The organism is Synechococcus sp. R6-7 (assembly GCF_047461695.1).
Lineage (GTDB): Bacteria > Cyanobacteriota > Cyanobacteriia > Thermostichales > Thermostichaceae > Thermostichus.
In genome coordinates, this window is sequence record NZ_JANSHS010000239.1 from 1 (window position 1) to 1,025 (window position 1,025).

General features: G+C 64.7%; 1 protein-coding gene. It reads right to left on the reverse strand.

All coding sequences use genetic code 11. The annotated features are described in order from the left end of the window. On the reverse strand, positions 1–1,025 hold a 1,025-nt coding region (locus NW815_RS07705), incomplete at both ends, for a dihydropteroate synthase (protein ID WP_414415867.1).

A 1,025-nucleotide genomic window follows, 5' to 3' on the forward strand; every position in this document is an offset into this window, starting at 1 on the left:
GGGGGGGTATTTCTGCAGCGCCTCTGCCAGGGTCTCCTCCAGGCCGATGCGCTCGCCGTCGATGATGTGCCGCCGCAGCCGCTCCTCCAAGGGCAGTTTGGCCAGGGATCCGGTCGCCCGCAGCTCCTGCCCGGAAACCCCCGCAAACAGCTCCGTCAGCCGCGCCAGGGGATCGTAGGTGCAGATGCCCTCAGCGTTGAACTGGCGCCGATCCCAGATCAGATCCCGGCACACCTGCTGCTGTTCTTCCGGGATCTTGCTCAGGGGCAGGATCTTGGCGGCGCTGACGATGGCGGCATCCAGGCCGGCCTGGCGGCACTCGTGCAAAAACACCGAGTTCAAGACCACGCGGGCTGCCGGCGAGAGCCCAAAGGAGATGTTGGAGATGCCCAAGAGAATGTGGGCCTCAGGAAAAGCCTGGCGGATGCGGCGGATGGCCTCCAGGGTAGCCGCCCCGTTGGCCCGGTCTTCCTCGATGCCGGTGGAGATGGGCAAAGCCAGCGGGTCAAAGAAAATCTCGTAGGGCGGGATCCCGTACTCAACGGCCTGGCGATAGGCCCGCTCGGCAATCTGGAACTTCTTCTCGGCGGTGCGGGCCATGCCCTCCTCGTCGATGGTGCCGATGACCACCCCCGCGCCGTAGGTCTTGGCCAGCTCCAGCACCTTGAAGAAGCGCTCTTCCCCATCCTCGTAGTTGGTGGAGTTGAGCAGGCACTTGCCCCCGGCCACCTTGAGGCCGGCCTCCATCTTCTGCCAGTCGGTGGAATCCAGCATCAGGGGAATGGGTATCTGGGTCACCAGCCGCGAGACCAGCTCCCGCATATCCCGCACCCCGTCCCGGCCCACATAGTCCACGTTGACATCCAAGATGTGGGATCCCTCCCGCACCTGCTCCCGCGCCAGGGCCACCAGGCCGTCCCAATCTTCGGCATTCAGCAGCTCCCGCATCTTCTTGGAGCCGCTGGCATTCAGCCGCTCGCCGATGATTAAAAACGAGTTCTCCTGCAGGTAGGGCTGGGGCGTGT